This is a genomic window from Kordiimonas sediminis (genome assembly GCF_014656395.1).
GTDB classification, from domain to species: Bacteria; Pseudomonadota; Alphaproteobacteria; order Sphingomonadales; family Kordiimonadaceae; genus Kordiimonas_A; species Kordiimonas_A sediminis.
On record NZ_BNCI01000001.1, the window covers coordinates 1,217,171 to 1,234,225 of the forward strand.

20 protein-coding genes are annotated in these 17,055 nt (G+C 52.6%); all 20 read left to right on the forward strand.

Annotated elements, in window-relative coordinates; all coding sequences use genetic code 11:
- The first annotated feature begins 19 nt into the window (after nt 1–19).
- The 20 genes from IE181_RS05465 to cysN all read left to right on the forward strand — a co-directional run bounded on the left by IE181_RS05465 (nt 20) and on the right by cysN (nt 16,980).
- Complete coding sequence (locus tag IE181_RS05465; RefSeq protein WP_191250609.1) at nt 20–433, forward strand: hypothetical protein; 414 nt, start codon at nt 20–22, stop codon at nt 431–433.
- Nucleotides 411–833, forward strand: coding sequence for a GTA-gp10 family protein (locus IE181_RS05470; RefSeq protein WP_191250611.1), 423 nt, complete (start codon nt 411–413; stop codon nt 831–833). Before IE181_RS05465 ends, IE181_RS05470 begins: the two co-directional genes overlap by 23 nt.
- Nucleotides 817–1,050 (forward strand): hypothetical protein, encoded by a 234-nt coding sequence (locus tag IE181_RS05475; protein ID WP_191250613.1) that lies wholly within the window; start codon nt 817–819, stop codon nt 1,048–1,050. The genes IE181_RS05470 and IE181_RS05475 overlap by 17 nt, the downstream gene beginning before the upstream one ends.
- Nucleotides 1,047–1,652 (forward strand): hypothetical protein, encoded by a 606-nt coding sequence (locus tag IE181_RS05480; protein WP_191250615.1) that lies wholly within the window; start codon nt 1,047–1,049, stop codon nt 1,650–1,652. The genes IE181_RS05475 and IE181_RS05480 overlap by 4 nt, the downstream gene beginning before the upstream one ends.
- Nucleotides 1,652–2,320: a hypothetical protein gene (locus IE181_RS05485; RefSeq protein ID WP_191250617.1), complete on the forward strand. Its 669-nt coding sequence runs from the start codon at nt 1,652–1,654 to the stop codon at nt 2,318–2,320. The genes IE181_RS05480 and IE181_RS05485 overlap by 1 nt, the downstream gene beginning before the upstream one ends.
- 16 nt (nt 2,321–2,336) lie before the next feature.
- The gene (locus IE181_RS05490) at nt 2,337–2,786 is read left to right on the forward strand and encodes a DUF6950 family protein (RefSeq protein WP_191250619.1); all 450 of its coding nucleotides are present in this window, start codon (nt 2,337–2,339) and stop codon (nt 2,784–2,786) included.
- Nucleotides 2,779–6,162, forward strand: a complete 3,384-nt coding sequence (locus IE181_RS05495; RefSeq protein ID WP_191250621.1) for a phage tail protein — start codon at nt 2,779–2,781, stop codon at nt 6,160–6,162. Before IE181_RS05490 ends, IE181_RS05495 begins: the two co-directional genes overlap by 8 nt.
- Nucleotides 6,117–6,755 carry a hypothetical protein gene (locus IE181_RS05500; RefSeq protein ID WP_191250623.1) on the forward strand — a complete coding sequence of 213 codons (639 nt, stop codon included), beginning with the start codon at nt 6,117–6,119 and terminating at the stop codon, nt 6,753–6,755. The genes IE181_RS05495 and IE181_RS05500 overlap by 46 nt, the downstream gene beginning before the upstream one ends.
- Nucleotides 6,756–6,839: 84 nt before the next feature.
- Nucleotides 6,840–7,208: a hypothetical protein gene (locus IE181_RS05505; protein WP_191250625.1), complete on the forward strand. Its 369-nt coding sequence runs from the start codon at nt 6,840–6,842 to the stop codon at nt 7,206–7,208.
- Nucleotides 7,201–7,401 (forward strand): hypothetical protein, encoded by a 201-nt coding sequence (locus IE181_RS05510; RefSeq protein WP_191250627.1) that lies wholly within the window; start codon nt 7,201–7,203, stop codon nt 7,399–7,401. Before IE181_RS05505 ends, IE181_RS05510 begins: the two co-directional genes overlap by 8 nt.
- Nucleotides 7,391–7,963 carry a D-Ala-D-Ala carboxypeptidase family metallohydrolase gene (locus IE181_RS05515; RefSeq protein ID WP_191250629.1) on the forward strand — a complete coding sequence of 191 codons (573 nt, stop codon included), beginning with the start codon at nt 7,391–7,393 and terminating at the stop codon, nt 7,961–7,963. The genes IE181_RS05510 and IE181_RS05515 overlap by 11 nt, the downstream gene beginning before the upstream one ends.
- Nucleotides 7,944–8,360, forward strand: a complete 417-nt coding sequence (locus IE181_RS05520) for a 3TM-type holin (RefSeq protein WP_191250631.1) — start codon at nt 7,944–7,946, stop codon at nt 8,358–8,360. Before IE181_RS05515 ends, IE181_RS05520 begins: the two co-directional genes overlap by 20 nt.
- A gap of 309 nt (nt 8,361–8,669) precedes the next feature.
- Nucleotides 8,670–8,921, forward strand: a complete 252-nt coding sequence (locus tag IE181_RS05525) for a hypothetical protein (protein WP_191250633.1) — start codon at nt 8,670–8,672, stop codon at nt 8,919–8,921.
- A 124-nt stretch (nt 8,922–9,045) separates the two neighbouring features.
- Nucleotides 9,046–9,768 carry a 4'-phosphopantetheinyl transferase family protein gene (locus tag IE181_RS05530; protein ID WP_191250634.1) on the forward strand — a complete coding sequence of 241 codons (723 nt, stop codon included), beginning with the start codon at nt 9,046–9,048 and terminating at the stop codon, nt 9,766–9,768.
- Between the two features lie 80 nt (nt 9,769–9,848).
- Entirely contained in the window at nt 9,849–10,691 is an 843-nt protein-coding gene (gene kdsA, locus IE181_RS05535) for a 3-deoxy-8-phosphooctulonate synthase (protein WP_191250636.1), read from the forward strand.
- 3 nt (nt 10,692–10,694) lie between these two features.
- Nucleotides 10,695–11,201: a KdsC family phosphatase gene (locus IE181_RS05540; protein ID WP_191250638.1), complete on the forward strand. Its 507-nt coding sequence runs from the start codon at nt 10,695–10,697 to the stop codon at nt 11,199–11,201.
- Between the two features lie 2 nt (nt 11,202–11,203).
- A complete protein-coding gene (kdsB, locus tag IE181_RS05545; protein ID WP_191250640.1) occupies nt 11,204–11,956 on the forward strand; it encodes a 3-deoxy-manno-octulosonate cytidylyltransferase in 753 nt (250 codons plus the stop codon).
- Nucleotides 11,957–11,959: 3 nt separating this feature from the next.
- The gene (locus IE181_RS05550) at nt 11,960–14,026 is read left to right on the forward strand and encodes a capsule polysaccharide biogenesis protein (protein ID WP_191250642.1); all 2,067 of its coding nucleotides are present in this window, start codon (nt 11,960–11,962) and stop codon (nt 14,024–14,026) included.
- A gap of 138 nt (nt 14,027–14,164) precedes the next feature.
- Complete coding sequence (cysD, locus tag IE181_RS05555) at nt 14,165–15,067, forward strand: sulfate adenylyltransferase subunit CysD (protein ID WP_191250644.1); 903 nt, start codon at nt 14,165–14,167, stop codon at nt 15,065–15,067.
- Nucleotides 15,067–16,980: a sulfate adenylyltransferase subunit CysN gene (cysN, locus tag IE181_RS05560; RefSeq protein ID WP_191250646.1), complete on the forward strand. Its 1,914-nt coding sequence runs from the start codon at nt 15,067–15,069 to the stop codon at nt 16,978–16,980. Before cysD ends, cysN begins: the two co-directional genes overlap by 1 nt.
- Nucleotides 16,981–17,055 lie beyond the last annotated feature (75 nt).

The window sequence follows — 17,055 nt, forward strand, 5'->3', positions numbered from 1 at the left end:
CCTAAAGGATAATATGCCAGTGGACGTCCCTGATGAAGCTGCCTTGATAGAAGGCTACAGGGAAGTAACGGCAGCCTGTCTTGCAGCGGCGACTGATCTTCAGGGTGCATTCAGGGACACGATACGCAGGACCAGGGCGGGGTTTGAGGGGCTTGGCAACAGGGCCACCGCCGTACCCAATTCACCCAGCATGTCAGTCGGCCATAAAGAGGCTGGGCCAAATGACGGCTTCCTGCAGCCGTTCGCACGGAACTATACTGGCAGCAGGGACATGCCAGACGGTACAGTGGATGCCAAGCCAATTGCCCGGCATAACAGATACGCGCTGTATCCTGCGCAGGATCACGGTGTGATGGTCCTATCTGCGCTTCCCATGGTCAGTCAGTCTATTGAACAGGCGTTGGGGCACTATGCCTCTGCACAGCACCGCTGACGGTCAGACACTATCAGATACTTTCAAATCAACAGGATACGAACAAAGCATGGCTATACCGCTATTAGGGGAGAAGACCCTGCCGTGGTCGGATGGGGCGCTTACCCTCCGGCTGTCGATTGGCACTATGATGGAACTAGAAGACCATATGAATATGGGGTTGATGACGGCACTGCAAACCCGTTTTGCTGACATGACCATCCGTGACTTGGTGATGTTACTGCTGGCGATGACGGGGCGCGATTTTCGTGACCCTCAGCTTATCAGGAACGTTGCGGCAGAGCTTCCCCGAAACGACATTGCACAGACTATGCTGGCCGTGGCTGAATGTCTGCAGGCTAACCTTGCGCCCCAGCTTACGCCGCTTACCCAAGGGGACGACAGTGCCGCACAACCATGACAGTGATCTCGCTTGGGCGCTTGAGGCCGGGGCTGTTCTTGGCTGGACTTTGCCGGAAACATTAACCGCAACCCTGCCGGGGCTGCTGATCGCCTTGCGTGGGTATCAGCGCCGGTACGGCATTGACCCGGACGCGGCCAACCCTGCGGTCACACAGCCTATGACACGGGATGATCTGGATACCATGATTACATCGCTGAAAAAGGAAACAGAATGACACTGGTTTATCCGCTTAATATGCCTGCCAGCCCCAAGCCCCTTGATGCATCCATTTATATTGAACGCAACCAAACGACTGTAGAAACATTTGCCAGGAAAAAGCAAATCCACCGCAATCCAGGGGACAGGTGGATTGGGAAAATCAGCCTGCCGCCGATGTCAGCATCAGATGCGGCAGACTGGCTGGGTTTCTTTGACGCACTGGACGGTTTTGTTGGCACCTTTTCAATGCCGCATCCTGATTATCATATGCCAAGGGGCTCTGCTTTGGGCAGTGGTCTTGTGGATGGCGGAGGGCAGCGCGGCACAACGCTTCAAACCCGGGGCTGGGGCGTGTCGCAGTCAGTTTTATTCAAGCGGGGTGACATGCTGGAAGTAGGAGGGCGACTAAAGCGTATTGTCGTTGATGCAGCATCAGGCGCAGATGGTTCTGCCGAACTGACGATTATGCCCGCACTGATAGAAAGCCCGGCGGATACAAGCCCGGTCATCGTGACTAACCCCACCGGTATTTTCAGTCTAAGTGACGGCTTTGTTGCCCCGACATCAGACCACCTTGGCCATCACAGATTCAGCTTTGCTGTAGAGGAGGCACTGTAATGACAACGGATACGATTGTTTCAACCACGGTGCAAAATGCTCTGACAGGCAAATCCCTAATGATCCTGCCACTAGTGAAACTGGAACTGGGCGACCGGACAAGCGAACAGGATTATGTCCGGGTATGGGGCGGGGCAACGAATCTTATGTGGGATGGGCAGACTTGGCAGGGTGTTGGATCACTTGGACAAATCGAGGCGGTTAAAGCAGACGCCAGAGGGGCGCTGCATGGCTTGTCTCTGACACTGAACGGTATCCCGCAAGATCTTTTGCAGGATGTAAAATCCGTTGGGTACAGAGGACGTCTGGGCCGTGTATGGATCGCGGCCTTTGATGATGCCATGTCCCTGATTGATAGACCGGTCCTGATTTTTGCTGGCGAGATATCTGCCATGATCCTGAAGGATGGACGCACAAACCGGTCTGTGGGGGTGGAACTTGAAAGCCGTATCTCTGTCCTGAAGCGGGTTATGCCTGCCCTGCGCACCGACGAAGATCATCAACGCCGGTATCCGGGCGATAAATTTTATGAATTCGTCCCCAACGTTCTGAATAAAACCCTCTATTGGGGGCTGAAGTCGCCGTCGACTGCCCGCAGTGTGGGAGGTGGGTTTGGCGGATCGTATGGCAGGGGCAGCAGCGGCTATCCTTTTCTTGAGCAGTTTTAATAGGACGGCATATACCATGAAACGATTTTACGACTGGCCCGAACGGCTTGATGCTGCTGTTCGGGGGCGCCTGCGCATGCCATTTGCGTATGGCCAGCATGATTGCTGCATGGCGGCGGCGGATCTTATTCATGCGGTGACGGGCGTCGACCCTATGAAAGCATACCGCGGTCAATATCACAGTGCAGCATCAGCCGTTCGGTTGTTCCATTCTGCCGGACACAGCAGTCTGGTCACTGCCGTTGATAGCGCGCTTACTGCCCACGGTGCACATACCATCCAGGTTCTGCAGGCAAGTATTGGCGATCTGGTTATCGCCCAAACAGCTTTGCCGGATGCGCTGGGATCTGATGCCTGCGGTATTGCGGTCGGCGAACGTGCCTTATTTCCCAGCGACGTAGGCTGGATTTCGCTGCCTGTCAGGCAGGCTCACACAGCATATAGAATAGGACATCAGCATGGGTAAGGTTGTTAAATCGGCATTGGCGGTTGCCGCGATTGCGGTTGTGTCAGTGGCGCTTCCCGGCAGCACGGGCATATGGGCGTCCTTGGGGGCAAGCGTTGGAACCGCCCTGGGGACAGGGCTGGCCGCTGGTGCCGCGCTGGCGGGGGCTGCAATCGGTGCCGGGATAGGGATTTTATCGTCTGTGCTGGCACCGCGTCCATCCGATATGGTGCAGCAGGCAGGTATTAAATTGCCTGTGGTCAACTCGCTCGACACACGGAAAATTCTTTACGGCACCGTACGTGTTGGCGGTACCGAGATATTTATCGAGGAATATGATGCCGCTGGTGGCGATAATGTGCCCAATGATACGCTGGTATTTGCACGGGTCCTTGCGGACCATCCAGTATCAGGATTTGGGGATTTTTATCTGGGGGACACTAATCTGGGTCCGGTCAGTGGCGAGACAGTCGCCGGAGAGTATGCAGGCAAGCTTCATATCAGACAGTATGACGGGCAGCAATCGCAAGCAGATAGCTGGCTTTCTGCTGCACATCCAGATTGGGGCGCAGGACACCTTGGAACTGGTCAGGCATACTATGTTGTAAAGGCAGGCTATGATCCTGAGCTGTTTCCGTACGGAGCAGGTGAACTGCGCCGCTGCAGCCTCGAAGTCGTCGGTAAAGCCGTCTATGACCCAAGAGACAGCCAGCAGGATATGCATGCAGCAGATACCTGGCTTTTTTCGACCAATCCGGCCTTATGCATTCTGGACTTCCTGCGGGATGCGGTGCTGAACAATCCCGTTCGGGATGACGAGATTGATTTCGATAGTTTCATAGCGGCTGCGAATGTTTGTGATGAACCGGTCACAGTGAAGGGGGGCGGCACGATCAAACGCTACAGTCTGAACGGCGTGGTAGACTGTGCTCGGTCCAAATGGGAAACGGTCCAGATGATGCTGACTGCTATGTCAGGCAGAATACTGTGGACAGGTGGGAAGATCAGGGTGCTGGCCGCGGCCCACCAGACAGACCTGAAACTGTTGAACAGCGAAGATATCATCAGTGCTGTCTATACGCCTGCCCCGCCCACCGGGCAGCGGTATAATGAAGTTCGCGGCACCTATATTGACCCAGCAAACGGGTATGAACCGCGCGACTTTCCAGCGAAAAGATTAGCAGCCGATCAGGACGACGAAGGGCAGGTTATCTTCACCCTGAACCTGCCGTTTTGCACCGACCACAGAGAAGCCCAGCGACATGCAAAAATTGCGCTTGGACAGGTGCGACAGCCGCTATTGCAGCTGGAGACTTTGCCAATTGGCCTTGCCTTTCAGCCGATGGACGTGGTGGTGATAAGTCACGAAACACTGGAGCTTGTAAACGAACCTTTCCGTGTGGTGGAGCAGACGATCTCCCCTGCCGGGAATGGGGAACCGCTCAAGGTACAGCTGGGGCTCGTGAAGGAAGATGCGTCCATATATTCCTGGTACCCGGATACAGAAGAGTTTGATCATGCAGCACCGCCCTTACAGTCACAGGGAACGGGCCGCGAAACAAATATGCCGACCGGGGTTGGAACCATTCCCGTTGTGATGACGAATACTGACGGTACAGAAACCGCTGCCTTGCAGATATTCTGGAGCCCACCGGCGGTACAGGTTGCGAGTACACTTGTTGACTACCGACCCACCGGGACAGTGTCTTGGGTGCCTGCGGGCAGCGCACTTTATCCCGATACAGAGGTTATTCTGCCACTGCCGGAGAAAAGCGAAATTGATATTCGCGTACGGCATATCCACGGCAATGGAACCGTCAGTGCGGCTGTTGTGATAACGGCGATCAGTCCCGATGTTGCCGGGTCAGGCACACTGACATGGGGTGATATTACCGGCGACGGCAAGCCGGAAGATTATGCCGATGTAACCGCAGACGCGATGATGGAACTTGGTGCACGCTGGGCCTTTAACGGGTCGGATGATGGATGGACCACCGAAAATGTTAGTCTGTCCGTTGCTGACGATTATATCAGTTGTACGACCACGGCCGCGAACAATTCAATTACCAGCCCGGCGGACCTGAACATTGACGGATCAAAATACACCCGTGTCATATTTAAGATGCGGCGGACCGCTGCCAGTGGCGGTGTTGATTATGATACGCCGGTTCTGTTTTATGCGACTACGGGCCACGGGATCTCTACCAGTTACCGCAAGGCCGTTACCCGTCCTTTCAAGCTGGGTGAGTGGGTTATCTTCACCTTTGACATGACCAAGCTGACAGCGGGCGGGACAGACTGGACCACCAGCACCATTACGCAGCTAAAGCTTGATTTATCGTTTCAAAGTGGGGATGGGTTCGACATTGATTATATTGCGCTTGGTAAGCCGGGAATGCCGTCTTCTGGTGTTGAAACACCAAACCTGATTGATGATAAATATTATACCAGCTTCCCTGCGTCGGATACTGACAGCCCGTCTGAATATGCCTATGTCACACTTGAAGATCTGGGGCTGAAAGTCGGGGACGTTATCAGTGCCTCGATTGAGGTGCAGACACAAGGCGCGCGCCGCGGCAGGGTCGGCCTGTTTTTCGCACAGTCTAACTGGACGCTGGTAAAAACGCCCGGTGGCGGGTTGGTATCCACGGGGGCGTCTGAATGGAAGGTTGCCAAACTTGAAGGCTACCAAATCCCGCCACTGACCCACTATGTTCGGATAATCGGCGGCAGGGAAAACGGCGTTTCTGGGGCTGTAGCCTTTCGCCGGCCTGTGATAAATCGCGGTGCTGTTGCATCGAGACCCGCAGGCACCCGCCCGGACGTGGAAGAAGGGGCGACCAACACCACCAACACCAACCAGCTTGTAGACGGCGCAGGGCTTGGCCAGACCGCCACCTGGTCAAATATAACAGGCACTGGCAAGCCAGAGAATGATGCAACAAAAAATACAGGGGTACTCGCTGACCGCAATACGGTCGCAGAGGCACATATTGATGATTATTCCACAACAAAGGTTGGCGGCGGCGAAGGCCCCGGCGAAGTGTCTTTCACTGTTGATAGTGGTAGCGGCCTGAACAGGACGATTATCAGTGCCTCTAACCTTACGGGCAATGACACAGGGCGCGAGGTGATGGTCTCCGCCCGTGCGCAGCTTAGGTGCGGGTCAGCTAGCACAGAGTTTTTTATTCGTATCGTCAGGAACGGCAACACCGCCGCCCCTTTGATTGACGAGGTTGTCACCGTGCATACCAGCTACCGGGGATTTTCCCTGATGGTGGTGGACGAAAACCCCGGCACCAATCCCGATTATTCGTTCGTTATCAGATACAGGGACACAAACAGGACCGTATGGCGCCAAAACGCCCACATTACCGCAGTGAGTTTCAATCGATGAATTACGCCTTTACCTATGACAACGCTACGGGCCGGATTACGCATGTCGCCTATGGTAGCGCGCCTGCAGTTGACTTGTCTGCCGGACTTGATGTGCAGCCGGGGGAAACTTTGGTCACGGGGATAAAGCCGCCGCTGGATGCCCACCTTTACACCGTGACGGAAATAGAAAGCACAATCGAATTTACCTATGTCGGGGCAAGCGAAAGCCTGGAAAGTGCGAAGCTATCTGCCCTGTCGGTCATTGAAGGTGCGCATGAAAGCGTGGCCCACGAATATTTGTCTGCGGGCGAAGCAAAGAAGCTTATCTACCAGCGTAAGGCAGAGTTGATGCGGGACTGGTTTAGCGAGGTCTCTCCCGACCCTGCTGACCCCAAATACGCCATGATCAAGATGGAAGCAGACGCAACCGGACAAACGGTAGCAGAGCTGATGACGACTATTCAGGGCAATGCAGTCCTGTGGGAACTGGTCGCCGGGCATCTTGAGGCAGCACGTATGGCAGCTAAACAAGCCATAGAAAGCGCGGCAACCGTGGCAGAGGTTGAAGCGGTATTGAGCGGCCTTGATTGGTATCAGGCATTACAGGCCTGATACCAATACAGTCACCGTAACGAACTAAACACATACCCGCGTTTAAATGGCGTGGAAATCACAAACATATTTCAGGAGATCATCATGAAGATTGTTCCCTTTTTGTCGGGAGCATGCCGGCCGGTGTGCGCCCGTGTCTACCAGTTGGTATGGACCGACTATTTTCTGCGGATTTTTGTCTGGATCAGTCAGGGGCTGAACACCCTGTTGGGACCTCTGTTCAATGCTGTACTGTTCCTTGAAGCAGCACTGCGCGGCAAGGTGCCGACAGTTTTGGCGCGTTTTGGATTTCCCGATGAAACACTGTCGTCGGTGTTTGGCAAGAACCGACAAAGAAGTTTGTGGTGCGCCTGGGCGGCGGCTTTCCTTGATTTTATCGACCGGGGCCATGCCGCAGAGGCGATAGAATATGATGAGGGCAGTTACTGGAAAACAGGGGCGACTGATGATTGATACAGCATCTGACGCCGCGAATGCTGCGCTTTTAAAGGCAACGCTCGCACTGGACCGGATAGCCCGGCATGAAGAAACCTGTGGTCGGCGCTGGGCCATGGTCATGAAACTAATGTGGGTTTTGGTGATGAAAATGGCAGTGCTGTTAGGGGTGTTGCTGGCAGACAAAGTGGGGGTGCTTCATGACATATGACCCGACTTACCTGCTGTCACCGCATTTTCGAAAAACCGAGTTCGCAAGAAGCAAAACGGCTGAAAAATACGGCATTGATAACAGTATTACAGAGCCGCATATCATTGCCAACCTGCAAGCCCTGTGTAGTTTGGTGCTGGAGCCTATTCGCACCAGATGCGGGCGACCGGTGATAATTTCAAGCGGTTATAGATGTGAGGCACTGAACAGAGCAGTTGGCGGTGCAAGGGAAAGCCAGCATACGTTCGGGGAGGCTGCCGACTTTTATGTTCGCGGAATGCCAATGGAAGATCTGGCGCTGACGATCAGCCATTCGGACGATATTCCGTTTGATCAGCTTATTTATGAAGTTCGCTACCGGAAGAACAGCACGCCTGTGCGGTGGATACATGTTTCCCATAAACGCCACGGCAGAAACCGACGGGAGTGTCTGACAGTCTCGACTGCCTGCGGACAACGACAGACGGTCACAGGTATTCAGACACCGGTATATGGAGACAAGGGAATGACACATCATTTCCGGAAGATTTCGGAGGGTAGTCATGGCAATTCCTTTCATTGATTCGGTGCTGGATATTATCAGGGGACCGCTTGATAAACTTATTCCGGATAAGGACCAGCAACGCGCTTTCGCGCATGAACTTGAAATGACTATCCTGCGGTCCGGGATGGGGCAGCTGGAGGTAAACAAGGCAGAAGCATCGCACCCCAGTTTGTTTGTGTCAGGGTGGCGGCCTTTTGTGGGGTGGGTGTGCGGCGTTGCTCTGTTTTGGCACTTTATCGGCTTTGATCTGCTGAATTGGGTGCGCGGGCTATATTGGCCGGACTTACTACCGCTACCAGTGCTTGGAGGTGCTGACACATTGGTGACCGTTCTACTGTCGATGCTCGGACTGGGTGGTTTGCGAACCGTTGAGAAGCTGAAAGGTGTGGACCGGACATCCTGGCCTCGGAATTAAGGTATGTAAGTATGTCTGCAACTTATAGGATATGCTATGGGGGTGCGCCTGTTTGAGGGCAGTAAAAAATTTAGAATTCTTTAAAAAATAATTACTGGAAATTGTCCCGAATAAGCATATTGCAGATGCCTTAAAATGCCTGCAAAGCAAGTAGTTATGTAGGTTTTATGCATAATTTCCGATAAAATTTTACCTGAATTATCCCTCAATTGAATCCAGTTTTTAAATCCTGCTTAAACATCGCTCTATAGGGTCAGAATCAAGTGTTGCAAGTACTGTGATGAAACAGATAAAGGGCTGTTTGGCGCTATGGCATATTTGATAAAATTATGGTCTGCAACGATCGCTTTGACTGCGGTCTATTCTTCCGCAGTTCTAGCCGCAGTCGCAGAAGATACGGCAAGTGCTTCTGCGGCCTCTGAAACCAGTATAGGGACTGCATCCCAGGGCTGGTTCAATAATTTTGTCGGGTTTGAAACCGGCCTTCTTTTAATCGGCGGCATAGCTTTGATTTTTTTAATCCAGCGCAAATTGCCGACAGAAGAAGATATGTATTCATAACAACAATGTTTTCATGACCTTTTTCCGAGGGTCGAAGACTGGGCGCCCCTGAGTAGTCGGGGGCGCCTTTTTTCTGCAATATGATACTTTCTTCCAGCCCCGGTCTGTGGCATGAGTTTTAGTCATGGGACAGGTAAAAATTCAGATCGCAAAGGCCGGCAATAGTCCGGCACATGCAGCACTTCTTTCGGGGGCAGAACGCGCGCGCCTGCAAGCGATGACACCTGAAAACAGACCTGCATTTATGACGGCGCGGGGGCTCTTGCGTATTGCGTTGGGGCGTCAGCTTGCCATGAAGCCGGAGGATGTGCCGCTTCTGCAGGAGGGGGCAGGCAGGGTTACCCTTGGCTGTCGTGGTGCACAGTCCCCCAGCTTTTCCGTGTCGCATACACAAAGTGGCATGTGCGGCTTTGTAGCGGTTGCCGTATCAGATGCCGCCCCGATTGGTGTAGATATTGAAGCAACGGACAGGCAGTTTGATTGGCGGAGGCTGGCGTCAAGGCGCCTGTCAGAGACAGAACAGGTCTGGTTTTCCAAGTGTTCAGACAAGGAAGGCAGAGAAGCTTTTTTAAAACTCTGGACGCTGAAAGAAGCTCTGGTCAAATTGTGGGATGATAAATTGCTGCGGGTGCTGGCGGAAACTTCACTTGACCTAGGTGCTCTAAGCAAGTGCAGGAAGGGTGCAGCCCTGTTGCATCCGAGTGTGTTAGTACCCTTGGTCCAGCCAAAATTGCCGCCGGGCGCTGGTGTTTCTCTTTGTTCGGGTGAAATCACAAAGCCACAGTTATATCTGGGACTGGCAATACAGGCTGACAAAGAATTAGATATTGACATAGAGTATCTATGAAGGGATTACGGGCCGGTGTGTTATCTCTGTCCCCAATGTCAGATAAATAGTATCAGACAAACACTATAGTGAGGAAACCTATGATCCGCGATGTCGCCATTGGCTCTGAAATCCGAGTCAGCAATGAAAGACCTTTTACACTGTTTGGCGGTATGAATGTCCTTGAAAGCAGGGACCTGGCGCTGGAGATATGTGACCATTTCGTCAAGGTTACTGACAAGCTCGGCGTACCCTATGTATTTAAAGCGTCCTTTGATAAGGCGAACCGGTCTTCTATTAAATCCTTCCGTGGGCCGGGGCTGGAACAGGGGCTGGAGCTTTTGGCAGAAATCAAGGCAACCTACGGTGTCCCTGTCATCACGGATGTGCATGAACCAGCGCAGGCCAAAGCGGTTGCAGAGGTGGTGGATGTAATCCAGTTGCCAGCCTTTCTGGCGCGGCAAACAGATTTGGTAGTTGCCATGGCAGAAACCGGGGCTGTGATCAATATTAAGAAACCGCAATTCCTTGCCCCGCATGAGATGACCCACATCATCAAAAAATGTACTGATACCGGCAATAAGAATATTCTCTTGTGTGAGCGTGGGAGCTGTTTTGGCTACAACAACCTGATTGTTGATATGCTTGGCATGGATTTGATGAAATCCATGGCGCCGGTAATTTTTGACGCAACGCATGCCTTACAGCGTCCCGGTGGGCGCTCCGACAGCGCCGACGGACGCCGCGATCAGGCCACGGCACTTGCGCGGTCTGGAATGGCTCTTGGGATTGCCGGATTGTTTATCGAAGCACATCCCGATCCGAACGAGGCTAAGTGTGATGGCCCGTGTGCGCTGCGCCTTGATCGGCTTGAGGCATATCTGGCGCAGATGAAAGCACTGGATGATATGGTAAAAGCCTTCGATACGGTAGAAACGGACTAGTTTATGAAAATCAAAATGCTGGCACTGGACGTGGATGGTGTCATGACAGACGGATCCATTTACTACACGCGGGAAGGCGAGGAAATTAAAGCCTTTCATGCACAAGATGGTATGGGGATAAAATATCTGCGCAAGTCTGGTGTGCATGTTGTTGTAATTTCAGGCCGGAACAGCCCGCCGTTGCTGCGTCGTCTGAAGGATTTGGGTATCCGGCACTATCGTTTGAAGTGCGGCAACAAGGTCGAGGCACTGTGTGATATTTGCGATGACCTTGGGATTGATCTATCGGAAACAGCCTTTATGGGAGACGATCTGATTGACCTCGCTGTCATGCAGGCGGCAGGCTATGCCATTTCCCCTGAAAACGGCTGTAACGAGGTTAAGGCAATCGCGAATTTTATCACGCCGCGGTGTGGCGGCCATGGTGCCGTTCGGGACGCGTGCGAACATGTCGCCGATATGAACGATATCCGTTTGGTTGATTTGGTTGATGGGAAACACAGGGTGTAGCCATGATAGTTGTCATCCCCGCTCGCTATAGTTCTTCACGACTGTACGGCAAACCGCTCGCCATGATCGCAGGCAAGCCAATGATAGAGCATGTATGGCACCGCGCGGTTAAGGGTATTGGTGACGCGGGCAGGGTCTATATTGCGACCGATGATGACAGGGTACTCTCTGCCGCGGCGTCTTTTGGGGGGCAGGGTATTAAAACCCGGTCTGATCATCCGTCAGGTACGGACCGTATAGCCGAGGTGGTGGAAATCCTGTCCCTGCCGGATACTGAGATTATTGTCAATGTTCAGGGGGATGAACCAATGATCCCGTCTGATCTGATTAATCTGGCTGGTTCCTTATTGGAGGAAGACCCAGCGGCAGACCTGGCAACACTTACCTGTCCTATCACGACCCTTGAAGACGTCCTGAACCCCAATATTGTCAAAGCTGTGCTCGATGCTAGTGGCTATGCCAGCTATTTTTCGCGTGCGCCGGTCCCTTTTGACCGGGACGGTAACATGGAGCTGGGTTTGCAGAACGGGATATATCAGCGTCATATCGGCCTTTATGCCTACCGGGTTGAAACCTTGAAACGTTTGACTGCCCTTCCGCCTGCGCCGACAGAGCATCTGGAGCAACTGGAACAGTTGCGTGCCCTATATAATGGTATGAAAATTGGTGTTGTCCCGATACCTGAGGCCCCGCCACACGGTGTTGATACACAGGAAGATCTGATCGCAGTACGCCGATTGTTCGGGGAAGGCTAGGCTGTGACAGTATATGCAACATCATCAGGGATCTTGCGGGATGCGGTGCTGCCCCTGTTGTTGCAGCAGCAGATAAAACCTTTGCACGAGGTAAAGGCAGACAAGGTCGACGACACAGATATAGTCGTTGGATGGGGGCAGAAAGACAACACCCAAAAAGCACGGGAAAGCGCTGCCGCCCGCGGTATGCCGTATGTGGCGCTGGAAGATGGTTTTTTTAGCTATCTGTCACATCCTTCAAAAGATACCAGAAGACTGTCGATCGTCATGGATAGATCAGGCATTTATTATGATGCACACAGTTCCAGTGATCTTGAAGATTTGCTGAATACATCTGCCGACTGGATGACGGATACACTGCGGCAACGTGCCGCTGCGGCTATATCCCGTATCATTCAGTGGCGGCTGTCGAAATATAATCAGGCGTCCTGGTCGTTGCCCGGTGCGGTCAGTGACAAGATTGATGCGCCTGATGTCAAAAAAGTGCTGGTTGTTGACCAGACCGCAGGGGATATGTCTATCCGGCTTGGGCTGGCTTCCCAGAATAGCTTTTCTGCAATGCTGGATGCGGCGCTTGATGAAAACCCTGATGCCCGGATATATTTGAAAGTGCACCCGGATGTCTTGCTCGGCAGGAAAAAGGGGCATTTCAATCCACACCAGCTACCAGACCGGGTCACGGTGATTGCGGACCCCTGTAACCCGCAGGCTCTGATCGCCGAAATGGATCATATTTATGTGGTCACCAGTCAAATGGGGTTTGAAGGGTTGCTTGCAGGCAAATCTGTTACCTGTTTCGGTATGCCTTTTTATGCTGGTTGGGGCCTGACGACCGACCGGGTCACATGTGACCGCAGAACTGCACGCCCGGATTTGGAAACACTTTTTGCGGCTGCCTGCATCCGGTATGCACGGTACCTTGATCCGTACCGTTTGCAGCTGTGTGAACTGGAAGATGTTCTTGATATTCTGGTTGCCGACAAGCAGACCGACAGGCCTGTTGGGCCACGCGCCGTAGCTGTTGGCTTTTCCTTATGGAAACGGGGTTTCATTCCGGAATTCATTGGCCCGGGCATCCAGAAGGTACAGTTTGTTGCTGCCAGAAAACTTGGGGCTGTTAAGTGGGAGACTGGCGACTGCGTGGTTCTGTGGGGGCGTAAGCATGACCATTTAACGGACCGGATTCCGCCGCATGTGCCCGTGTGGCGTATGGAGGATGGATTTCTGCGCTCGGTTGGACTTGGCAGTGATCTCAGGCGGCCAAGTTCGCTGGTGCTGGACCGGCAGGGTATCTATTATGATGCAGGACAGGTCTCAGACCTTGAAGCTTTCCTGCAAACCCATGACTGTACTGATCGGGAGCTTGCCAGGGCATCCAGATTACGCACCCAAATTCTGGCAGCGCGGGTCAGTAAATATAATGTTGGCGCACACACGGCCCTTGATTTCAAGGCGAAGGCAGCGGGACGGCAGACTATTCTGGTGCCGGGTCAGGTGGAAGGCGATGCATCACTTGCCTACGGCTCCCCGGCATTTCAGACCAATAGCAGGCTTTTAGAAAATGTGCGCCAGGAGTATCCGGATGCCTATCTGGTGTTCAAGCCGCACCCTGATGTTCTGTCTGGAAACCGTAGTGGGGGCGTGCCGGCACCCATACTGGATATGGCTGACGAAATAGTCACCGACATTGATATTATCGATTGTCTTGATGCTGTTGATGCAGTTGCTACTATGACCAGTCTGACCGGCTTTGAAGGACTGCTGCGCGGCAAAAAGGTGATTTGTTTCGGCAATCCATTTTATGCGGGCTGGGGACTGACCGAGGACAAGAACCCTCTGAGCAGGCGCAGTCGGCATTTGTCGCTAGATGCCCTGATCTACGGTGCTTTGATTGTGTACCCGCGCTATATCCGCTGGCCCGGGGGGCAGGCGTACGGCCCTGAAGCCCTTGTTGATGATATTGCCCAGCATGCAAACGGCGATAGATCCGTTGCAAGTACGGGCTTTGATCAGAGGGTGAAGAAGTGGATCAGGAAAGTTAGCTATCTGGCAGCAGCCTTGTTTCGCTAGTCTGGCGTAAAGCATTTCTACAGTATTTGCCTAGTTTTTTTAGCTTTCGCAGAGTTTGATATATGGTATGTACCCTCCCATATTGATGTGTGACTAAACTACGTTACGCCAACTTAATTATTAAGAATAAGAAATTACATGACAGACCTGACACACCTGAAACGACTAGAAGCCGAGAGCATTCATATCATGCGCGAAGTGGCAGCCGAGGCGGAAAACCCGGTTATGCTATATTCCATTGGTAAGGACAGCAGTGTGATGCTGCATCTGGCGATGAAGGCCTTTTACCCATCCAAACCGCCATTCCCCGTAATGCATGTGGATACCACATGGAAGTTTCGTGAAATGATCGAGTTTCGGGACAAACTGTGTGCTGATCTGGGCCTTGACCTGATTGTTCATATCAATCAGGAAGGTGTAGATCAGGGCGTCGGTCCTTTTTCGCACGGCAGTCAGGTTCACACAGATGTTATGAAAACGCAGGGTCTGAAGCAGGCGCTGAATAAATACGGCTTTGATGCTGCTTTTGGTGGTGCCCGTCGCGACGAGGAAAAAAGCCGCGCAAAGGAGCGTATCTTTTCTTTCCGGTCAGCGCAGCACCGCTGGGACCCCAAAAGTCAACGCCCAGAGCTGTGGTCCCTGTATAACACACGCAAATCACAGGGCGAAAGCATCCGTGTCTTCCCTTTGTCCAACTGGACTGAGCTGGACATCTGGCAGTATATCCATTTGGAGAATATTCCAATGGTACCGCTCTATTTTGCCAAGGAACGCCCTGTTGTGGAACGGGATGGTCAGTTGATCATGGTTGATGATGACCGGATGCCGCTGCAGGACGGTGAAAAGGTCGAAAACCGTATGGTGCGCTTCCGTACACTGGGCTGTTACCCGCTGACAGGAGCGGTTGAATCGTCTGCGGCCACCCTTACGGACATCATTCAGGAAATGCTGCTTACACGGACGTCAGAGCGTCAGGGTCGTGTCATCGACCATGATGCCGCCGCCAGTATGGAAAAGAAAAAACAGGAAGGATATTTCTAATGGCACACCAGTCCGACCTGATTGAAAAAGATATTGATGCGTATCTGAAAGCGCAGGAAGAAAAGTCACTGTTGCGGTTCATTACCTGTGGCAGCGTGGATGATGGCAAATCGACCCTGATTGGGCGTCTTTTGTATGATTCTAAGCTGATTTTTGAAGATCAGTTAAATGCGCTCGAATCTGACAGTAAGAAAATGGGCACACAGGGCGAAGATATCGATTTTGCCTTGTTGGTGGACGGTTTGGCTGCAGAGCGGGAGCAAGGCATTACCATTGATGTGGCGTACCGTTTCTTTTCGACTGACAAACGCAAATTCATTGTGGCTGATACGCCGGGGCACGAGCAATATACGCGCAATATGGCGACCGGTGCGTCGACCGCTGACCTGGCAATTTTATTGATTGATGCCAGACGCGGCGTGCTGACACAGACACGCCGTCACAGTTTCATTGTTTCGCTTCTGGGGATTAAGAATGTTGTCCTCGCGGTGAATAAAATGGACCTGGTGGATTATAGTCAAAAGACCCTGAATGATATTGAGCTTGAATACCGGGAGTTTGCAAAGGGGTTGGGCATAGACGAGATCATGTCTATCCCAATTTCTGCACTGAAGGGTGACAATATCCTGACGACCAGTGAAAATATGCCCTGGTACAAGGGGCCGACCCTGATGCAGTATCTGGAAGACGTTCGCGTTGAGGATGCCCGGAAGCTGGCTCCTTTCAGGATGCCGGTTCAGTGGGTAAACCGCCCTAATCTCGACTTCCGCGGCTTTTCAGGGACGATTGCCGGGGGCACGATTGCACCAGGTGATACGGTTAAGGTCCTGCCGAGTGCGAAGGTATCCAAGGTTAAATCCATTGTGACATATGATGGCGATCTGGACGCGGCAATCGCAGGCCAGGCAGTTACCATCACCCTGGAAGATGAGATTGATATTTCGCGCGGCGATGTGCTTGCCAGCACGGATCATCCACCGGAAGTCGCCGACCAGTTTGAAGCGAAAATCATCTGGATGCATGATGATGCCATGCTGCCGGGTCGTCCCTATTTGATCAAGACGGCAAACAAGCAGGTTCCAGGCGTTGTGACCGCCCTGAAATATAAGGTTAATGTTAATACGCTTGAACATACCGCGGCGAAGAAGCTGGATTTGAACGAGATTGGTGTGTGTAACCTGTCGCTTGATAGTGCGATTGCGTTTGATGCCTATGCAGAAAATCCTGAGATGGGTAGCTTTATCATTATCGACCGTATGACCAACACAACGGTGGGTGTCGGTATGATTGATTTTGCCCTGCGCCGCGCATCAAATATTCACTGGCAGGCAATGGAAGTCAGTAAAGAAGCGCGGTCGGACCTGAAGATGCAGACGCCTGCAATTCTGTGGTTCACAGGCCTGTCGGGTTCAGGGAAGTCAACGGTCGCGAATATTGTCGAGGCACGTCTTCTGGGTCGGGGCAAGCATACATATACGCTGGACGGCGATAATGTGCGCCACGGTCTGAATAAGGATCTTGGTTTTACAGACGCTGACCGGGTGGAGAATATCCGCCGAATTGGGGAAGTGTCCAGACTGATGGTGGATGCAGGGCTTATGGTCCTGACCAGCTTTATCTCTCCTTTCCGTTCAGAACGGCAAATGGTACGCAAGTTGGTTGAAGACCGCGAGTTCATTGAGGTGTTTGTTGACACCCCGATCGAAATTTGCGCCGAGCGTGACCCTAAAGGGCTGTACAAAAAGGCCAAGGCAGGGGAGATCAAGAATTTCACCGGCTTTGATAGCCCGTATGAAAGACCAGAAAACGCTGAAATCCATCTGGAGACGGATAAAATGTCTGCCGAGGAATGCGCTGACAAGGTTATCGCATATCTGGAGGACAATAACTATCTATCCAGAAATGGTGGCTAAGTTCGGCGAGAGCACTGCCACTTAGAGAAAACGAAAAAGCCGTGACGGTGATGTGACTGAATGCCAGTCTTCCTG